Consider the following 7,232-nt stretch of genomic DNA (forward strand, 5'->3'; position numbering starts at 1 on the left):
CGGAGAGGGTGGGATTCGAACCCACGGTACGGGAAACCGTACGCCTGATTTCGAGTCAGGTACATTCGACCACTCTGCCACCTCTCCGGTCAACTTCGGTCGTTTCACTGCGTGGTGCAGCGAAGACAGCGACTATAGCAGAACTATTTTCAGAGTGGAACTATTTTTTGAAAAATATTCAAAAAACTTATCTCCTCGTCATTGCATCTCCCGCAGGACAGACTAGCAGAAGCAAAGTTCACACATAAAACCATCAAGCTGAATTGCTTATCATCATCTTGTCATAAATCACTTCTAGGATCCGTAAACTATTTTGCGATGCATTGCCGTTCTTTGACTCTCTCGAATCCGGATTCAGCCAGATGGCTCCCCTCTCCAATCCAATCTTTCCGCTCGGCGCCGAAGTCGTCGATCTGATCGCCCGCGCCTCCGGTGCGGCCCTGCGCGGCGCCGACGATCCGATGTTGTCATTGCTGCATGAGATCATTGCTCAACGCAAGCTGTCGGCGCTGTTCCAGCCCATCGTGCGCATGCGTAACGGCGAGATTCTGGGATATGAAGGTTTGATCCGCGGCCCCTCCAATACCCCGCTGCATTCGCCGCTGGCGCTGTTCAAGGTGGCGCGCGCACACAACCTGTCGGTACAGATGGAATATCTGTGCCGCCACATCGTGATGACCCGCTTCGCGCAACTGGGCTTGCCGGGCAATCTGTTCCTGAACGTGTCGCCGGGGGCACTGATGCAGCCGGAGGCGATCCAGGGCGAGACCTTGCGCTATCTGGAAAAGCTGGGCGTCAATCCGCAGCGCATCATCATCGAACTGACCGAGAACGAACCCACCTACGACTATGCCCTGCTGCGCAATGCGGCCATGCATTACCGCGACATGGGCTTCCAGATTGCCATCGACGATCTGGGTGAAGGTTTCTCCAGCCTGCGCCTGTGGTCGGAGCTGCAGCCGGAATACGTCAAGGTCGACATGCACTTCGTGCAAGGCATCAACCATGATCCGATGAAGCTGCAGTTCGTGCGCTCGATCCAGGAGATTGCCGAAAAGTCCGGCTCCATCGTCATCGCCGAAGGCATCGAATCCCAGGCCGAACTGCTGACTATCCGCGACCTCGGCATTGCCTGCGGCCAGGGCTATCACATCTCGCGTCCGCTACCGGAGCCGCCGGTCTCGATCTCGGACGATGTCACCAAGACCCTGCGGCGCGACAAGGTCCCGCTGGCCGCCAACAAGTATGGCCCCGGCAAGCGCAGCGCCACCGTCGCCAAGCTGCTGCGCGAGACCCAGTACGTCAGTCCGGAAGTGACCAACGATGCGGCCTACGACATGTTCGTCAACGATCCGCAGCTGCAGGCCCTGCCGGTGGTCAGCAATGGCTTGCCGATCGGGCTCATCAACCGCTACAGCATGGTGGAGCGCTTTGCCCGCCTGTACGGCCGCGAACTGTATGGCAAGAAGTCCTGCGCCTTCTTCATGGACCCCAATCCCATCCTGACCGAGCAGGACACCAGTCTGCAGGACCTCTCCAACCTGCTGGTGCATGCCGAGTCGCACCACCTCTCCAACGGCTTCATCATCACCGACCGCGGCCAGTACGTGGGACTGGGTACCGGCCACGATCTGCTGCGCGAGATCACGCAGATGCAGATCGACGCCGCCCGCCACGCCAATCCGCTGACGCAGTTGCCGGGCAACGTGCCCATCAACGATCACATCGAATACCTGCTGCAAAGCGGGGTGGAATTCTGCATCTGCTATTGCGACCTCGATCAGTTCAAACCCTTCAACGATGTCTACGGCTATCGCAAGGGCGATGACATGATCCAGGCCACCGGCCGCGTGCTGCAGCAGGCCTGCGACCCCAACCTGGACTTCATCGGCCACATCGGCGGGGACGATTTCCTCATCCTGTTCCAGAGCGAGGATTGGGAAAAGCGCTGCCGCACCATCCTCGACACCTTCGAAGCCGAAACCCGCGCCTTCTACTACGACGAAGACGTGCAGCGCAAAGGCTATTACACCGAGGATCGCCAGGGCAACCGGGTGTTCCACCCGCTGGTCTCGCTGTCGCTGGGCTCGGTGAAGATCGAACCCTCGCAATACTCCTCACCGCACCAGATCGCCTCGGCCGCCACCCGCGCCAAGAAGGAAGCCAAGAAGATCCAGGGCAACAGCCTCTTCATCGAGCGCCGCATCCCGACCACCTTCTCCTGGGCGCTCAAGGACGCTTAGCCAGCCTGCTTACGAAAACGTTTTCTCGCCCGGTGCGACGATAAAAAAACGGCTGCCCCTTGCGAGGCAGCCGTCTTCATTTGGCGCTCAGGAAAACTGAATCAGGCGCCCGGCACCAGCTTGGTCACGCCGCCCATGTAGGGCTGCAGCACCTCGGGGATCTCCACGCTGCCATCGGCCTGCTGGTAGTTTTCCAGCACGGCTACCAGGGTGCGTCCCACAGCCAGGCCGGAACCGTTCAGGGTATGCAGCAGTTCCGGCTTGCCCTGGGCATTGCGGAAGCGGGCCTGCATGCGGCGCGCCTGGAAAGCTTCGCAGTTGGAGACCGAGGAGATCTCGCGATAGGTGTTCTGCGCCGGCAGCCAGACTTCGATGTCATAGGTCTTGGCCGCACCAAAGCCCATGTCGCCGGTGCACAGGGTGATGACGCGATACGGCAGGCCGAGCTTTTTGAGGATGGTCTCGGCGTGGCCCAGCATCTCGTCCAGGGCTTCGTAGGATTTTTCGGGATGGACGATCTGCACCATTTCCACCTTGTCGAACTGGTGCTGGCGGATCATGCCGCGCGTATCGCGGCCATAGGAACCGGCTTCCGAGCGGAAGCAAGGCGAGTGCGCCGTAAACTTCATCGGCAGCGCGTCGCCTGCGACGATTTCATCGCGCACGAAGTTGGTCAGCGGCACCTCGGCCGTGGGGATCAGGTACAGTGCGGCGTTTTCGGCTTCGCCTTCCTGGCCGCCCTTCTTGGCCGCGAACAGGTCCGCCTCGAACTTGGGCAGCTGGCCGGTACCACGCAGGCTGTCGGCGTTGACGATGTAGGGGGTGTAGCACTCGGTGTAGCCATGCTCCATGGTATGGGTGTTGAGCATGAACTGCGCCAGCGCGCGATGCAGGCGGGCGATGCCGCCCTTGAGTACGGCGAAGCGCGAACCGGTCAGCTTGGTGGCGGTATCGAAGTCCAGCCCAAGGGGCGCGCCGACGTCGACGTGATCCTTGATCTCGAAGTCGAAGCTGCGGGGCGTGCCGACCTTGCGCAGCTCGACGTTGCCGCTTTCGTCATTGCCGGCCGGCACGGATTCGTGCGGCAGGTTGGGCACGGCCTGCAGGAACAGGGTCATCTGCTGCTGCACTTCTTCCAGACGGGTGGCGGAGGCCTTCAACTCGTCGCCGATGCCATTGACTTCGGCCATCACTGCGGAAGCGTCTTCACCTTTGCCCTTGAGCATGCCGATCTGCTTGGACAGCGAATTGCGCTTGCCCTGCAGTTCTTCGGTACGGGTCTGGATCTGCTTGCGCTCGGCTTCCAGCGCATTGAAGCCGGCCACGTCCAGGACGAACTTGCGGGCCGCCAGGCGGGCTGCGACGTTCTCGATGTCTTTACGGAGGAGTTGAATGTCGATCATGGGAAGAAATTACGATAGGGTTGATGCTCGAAACCGCGATTGTACCAAGTCACGCGCCCGCCACGGGCCTCCCGTGCGCCCTGCCCGCAATAAAATCCGGCCGCAGCGGTAGCCGCCACCGCCCATGCGGGTTACCATGCGGCCCATCGCATCCCTCATGAGACCCGTTTGCCCATGTCCGTCCAGCCCGAATCCCGCCCGCCGCGCGAAGTCCCCGTCCTGTTTTCCCTGCTGGGCCTGGTCGCCGCCCTGGCCGTGGGCTTGTGGGCCGGCATCCACTACATGTCCAACGAGGCCAGCCTGTTCTACGGGCTGATCGCCGGGCTTTCCTTCGGTGCCACCTTCGCCTTCGGCCAGCAGATCAAGAACCGCCTGGTCCCACCCAAGGTCCGCAAGACTGACTGGAAAGTGCAGGCACCGGGCGCTGCCGAGCTGTCGCCCACGCGGGTGGCGGCCCAGCAGGCACGCAAGATCAGCGTGGAATTCGACGATGAAGAAATCCGCACCATGGTGCGCGGGGCCAAGCGCGAAGGCATCGCCTGGAGTGCAGTCGATGACGTCACCATCCGCATCAGCGAGGATGCCCTGCCGCAACCGCAATGGATCCTGGCCGGCAAGAGCGCCGAGGGCATCAAGGGCGTGCTGGTCCCGAATGACGCCGATGGCCTGGAAGCCTTGATGGAAGCCATGAAGACGCGCCTGCCTGGCTACGACGATGACAAGAACTACGAGACCGTGATCGCCGCCATGTCCGCCATGGAAGGCAGCTTCCACATCTGGCACCGCCCTGCGGCCTGATCCCTTCAGCGTACCGGCTTGGCGCCCGGTGCCAGGGCCGGCTCCTGCGCCAGCCGCTGCGCCAGAAACTGCACGAAGGCACTCAGACGCGGCGGCAGATGGCGCGTAGCCGGATACAGCGCCCACAGCTCGCCGCAATAGCGCGTTTTGAAACTCCACTGGGGCAGCACCTGCACCAGCCTCCCCTCCTCCAATGCCGGCCTGGCGATGAAATACGGCAGGCTGGCAATGCCCAGATGCCGCAGCGTGGCATCGAGCCGCACCCCGGTATGGTTGGCCGCATACCTTCCCCGCACTTCGACATTGACGGTCTTGCCCTGCCGGCGAAAGCGCCAGCGTGCATCCGCCGGTGATTCACCAAGGTAGATGCAGCTGTGCTCCTTCAGGGCCTGCGGGTGCGCAGGCGCCCCGTGCTCCTGCAGGTAGTGCGGCGTGGCGCACAGCAGATGGTCGATGCGCATCAGGCGCCGGCCCATCAGGCCCGGGGGCGGCTGGTCGGTGATGCGGATGGCCAGGTCGACCTGGTCGTCGATGAGGTCCATGTAGCGGTCCTCCAGCCGCAACAGCACGTCCACCTTGGGATGGGCCACCAAAAAATCCGGCATATGCGGATGCACCAGCGCATGGCCGACCGCCTTGGGCACGCTCACCCTCACCTGCCCTTGCGGTTCGGCATCGAAGGCAGCGGAGACGGCCAGCACGGCTTGCGCGGCATTGAGCATATCGCGGCAGCGGGCGTGGATTTCCTCGCCACTTGCGCTCAGGCGCAGCTTGCGGGTGGTCCGCTGCAGCAATTGGGTGCCCAGCGCCTTTTCCAGGCGGGCGATGGCGCGGCTGGTGGCCGAGGGGGTGGCACCCAGCTGGCGTGCGGCTTCGGAGAAACTGCCGGTCTCCACCACCTTGGCGAAGACGGCCATTTCGTTCAGGAGGGCGATGCTTTGATTTGTGCTCATGGTGCAAAGATCCTTTGCGTCGGTGCCGGATTATCGCAACTTCCTGCGGCCGCTACAATGCACGACACTCGCCGCAAGCCACATTGAAAGCCTCGCCATGACTGAACGCCTCTACCTGACCGACCGCGCCTTGCGCGCCGACATCCACGTGCAGGACTGCACCCCGCAGGACGATGGCCGCTACGCCGTGCGCCTGTCGGCCACGCCCTTTCATCCGCAGGGTGGCGGACAGCCCAGCGATACCGGCCGCATCGGCGACGTGGAAGTGCTGCGCGTGGTCAGCGAAAGTGAAGGCATCGTTCATCACACCGCAGCCCCTGTTGCGTCCGGCCCGGCCGTGGCGGCCGTCGACGCCGAGCCGCGCCAGTTGCATACCCGCCTGCATTCAGCAGGCCACGTGATTGGGCAAGTGATGGCAGAACTGGGATGGACGCCGACCAAAGCCCATCACTGGCCGGGAGAAGCGCGCGTGGTAGGCGTGGGTGCTGCAGCTGATGGCACGGCGCAGGAACTGGTGCCAGCAGAACTGGAGCGCCGCTGCAATGAATTGCTGGCGCAGGATCTGCCCTGTGTGATGGCCATGGACAATGGCTTGCGTCAGATCGGCTTTGGCGAATTGCCCGCCTATCCTTGTGGCGGGACGCATGTGGCGGCGCTGGGGGAGATCGGACAGATTCGGATTGAATCGGTGCGGATCAAGAAGGGCGAGGCGCTGGTCCGGTATGACGTCATCGGCTGAGTGCAAATCTGACTCGACCGAATATGGAGTCAAATTCGTTTTGGAATGACTGAAATAAATCGGGCATTTCTCTCCGTCGAGTCCGATGCCGCACCTATGGACGATTTATAACGCAAGTCCACGCACGTACCCTCTGAGCTTTTTGACCATGCTCAGGGGTGACGATGGCAAAGGCAAGACAGCTGAAGCCTGCAGAGCAAGCTGAACAACACAAACAGCAGGACTCTCCCCAACTCAATTACGAGAACCGGGGCCGCAGAGTCTGGCCGCTGAACATCACTACAAAATTCCGGAATTTGACCTGCAAGATCTTCCCGCCTTGGAATCCTATTGGTGATTCTGATTTTCTTTGGAAATAAAGCCTCTAGCTTCAATACAAAAGGGAATGGCCTAAGAAAAGAATTTCCGAAAATGATCCCGACCATTATTTTCTGGCTGGTGCTTTCCCTTGTTTCGCCCCTTTTAATCACTGACCACCTCGCTGCAAACAACAGCAAACTCGATTGCAAAAAATATGATTGCACCAACGAATTAAATGGCGCAATCAAAGAATTTCAAAATCAAAAGTATTCAATAAAGATTTGTGGAAGCGGGATAAATCACGGAGGAATTCTTGCTGACGATGCTCCGGGCCTGACTGAACTGGAGGACCACATCATTGCGATGCCGCCTTCATTCGTTGACAGATTGAAAGCCAAATACTTATTTTAAAAGTTACGCAACTTGGCTCAAAAAAGAGCTATCAATGATGCGTAGTGAATTTCAACCCGATCCACTCCTTCATTAAAGGAAAAAAATGACAAGTTACGCAGATCTCCAAGCGCAAATCAAGAAGCTGCAAGACCAGGCTGAAAAGCAGAAGGCAAAAGAACTGGAAAGCGTTATCGCCGGCATCAAGCAGCAAATCGCTGAATACGGCCTGACAGCGGAACAGCTTGGATTGGCGCCTGCCAGAAAGAAGACCGTCAAGAAAGCTGCCGCCAAAACCGCCGTGGTGATGTACCGAAATGGCGATCTCACCTGGTCAGGCGCTGCCCGTGGCCGCAAGCCGGGCTGGGTCAAGGAGATCATGGATGCGGGCGGCGATATCGAGAAA

7 protein-coding genes and 1 tRNA gene are annotated in these 7,232 nt (G+C 60.2%); 5 read left to right on the forward strand and 3 right to left on the reverse strand.

All coding sequences use genetic code 11. The annotated features are described in order from the left end of the window. Window positions 1–87: transfer RNA gene (locus B3873_RS21240), tRNA-Ser, on the reverse strand. 275 nt (window positions 88–362) lie between these two features. Here B3873_RS21240 and B3873_RS21245 point away from each other — a divergent pair. Then, window positions 363–2,243: a GGDEF domain-containing protein gene (locus B3873_RS21245; protein WP_134222087.1), complete on the forward strand. Its 1,881-nt coding sequence runs from the start codon at window positions 363–365 to the stop codon at window positions 2,241–2,243. Between the two features lie 101 nt (window positions 2,244–2,344). Here the strand turns inward: B3873_RS21245 and serS are convergent, their stop codons facing one another. After that, window positions 2,345–3,646 carry a serine--tRNA ligase gene (gene serS, locus B3873_RS21250; protein WP_034331782.1) on the reverse strand — a complete coding sequence of 434 codons (1,302 nt, stop codon included), beginning with the start codon at window positions 3,644–3,646 and terminating at the stop codon, window positions 2,345–2,347. Window positions 3,647–3,820: 174 nt separating this feature from the next. On the opposite strand from serS, the gene B3873_RS21255 reads away from it, so the two are divergent. Beyond that, complete coding sequence (locus B3873_RS21255; protein WP_276839005.1) at window positions 3,821–4,444, forward strand: anaphase-promoting protein; 624 nt, start codon at window positions 3,821–3,823, stop codon at window positions 4,442–4,444. A 5-nt stretch (window positions 4,445–4,449) separates the two neighbouring features. On the opposite strand, the gene B3873_RS21260 is transcribed toward B3873_RS21255, so the two are convergent. Beyond that, complete coding sequence (locus B3873_RS21260) at window positions 4,450–5,397, reverse strand: LysR family transcriptional regulator (RefSeq protein ID WP_286868884.1); 948 nt, start codon at window positions 5,395–5,397, stop codon at window positions 4,450–4,452. A gap of 97 nt (window positions 5,398–5,494) precedes the next feature. On the opposite strand from B3873_RS21260, the gene B3873_RS21265 reads away from it, so the two are divergent. From B3873_RS21265 to B3873_RS21275, 3 genes are all read left to right on the forward strand, one after another. Then, window positions 5,495–6,136: an alanyl-tRNA editing protein gene (locus B3873_RS21265; protein ID WP_286868885.1), complete on the forward strand. Its 642-nt coding sequence runs from the start codon at window positions 5,495–5,497 to the stop codon at window positions 6,134–6,136. A 333-nt stretch (window positions 6,137–6,469) separates the two neighbouring features. Beyond that, the gene (locus tag B3873_RS21270) at window positions 6,470–6,847 is read left to right on the forward strand and encodes a hypothetical protein (RefSeq protein ID WP_286868886.1); all 378 of its coding nucleotides are present in this window, start codon (window positions 6,470–6,472) and stop codon (window positions 6,845–6,847) included. 85 nt (window positions 6,848–6,932) lie between these two features. Continuing rightward, the coding region (locus B3873_RS21275; protein WP_286868887.1) for an H-NS histone family protein at window positions 6,933–7,232 on the forward strand (300 nt) is incomplete at its 3' end.

The organism is Herbaspirillum sp. UBA812 (genome assembly GCF_002296545.1).
Taxonomy (GTDB): domain Bacteria; phylum Pseudomonadota; class Gammaproteobacteria; order Burkholderiales; family Burkholderiaceae_D; genus Herbaspirillum; species Herbaspirillum huttiense.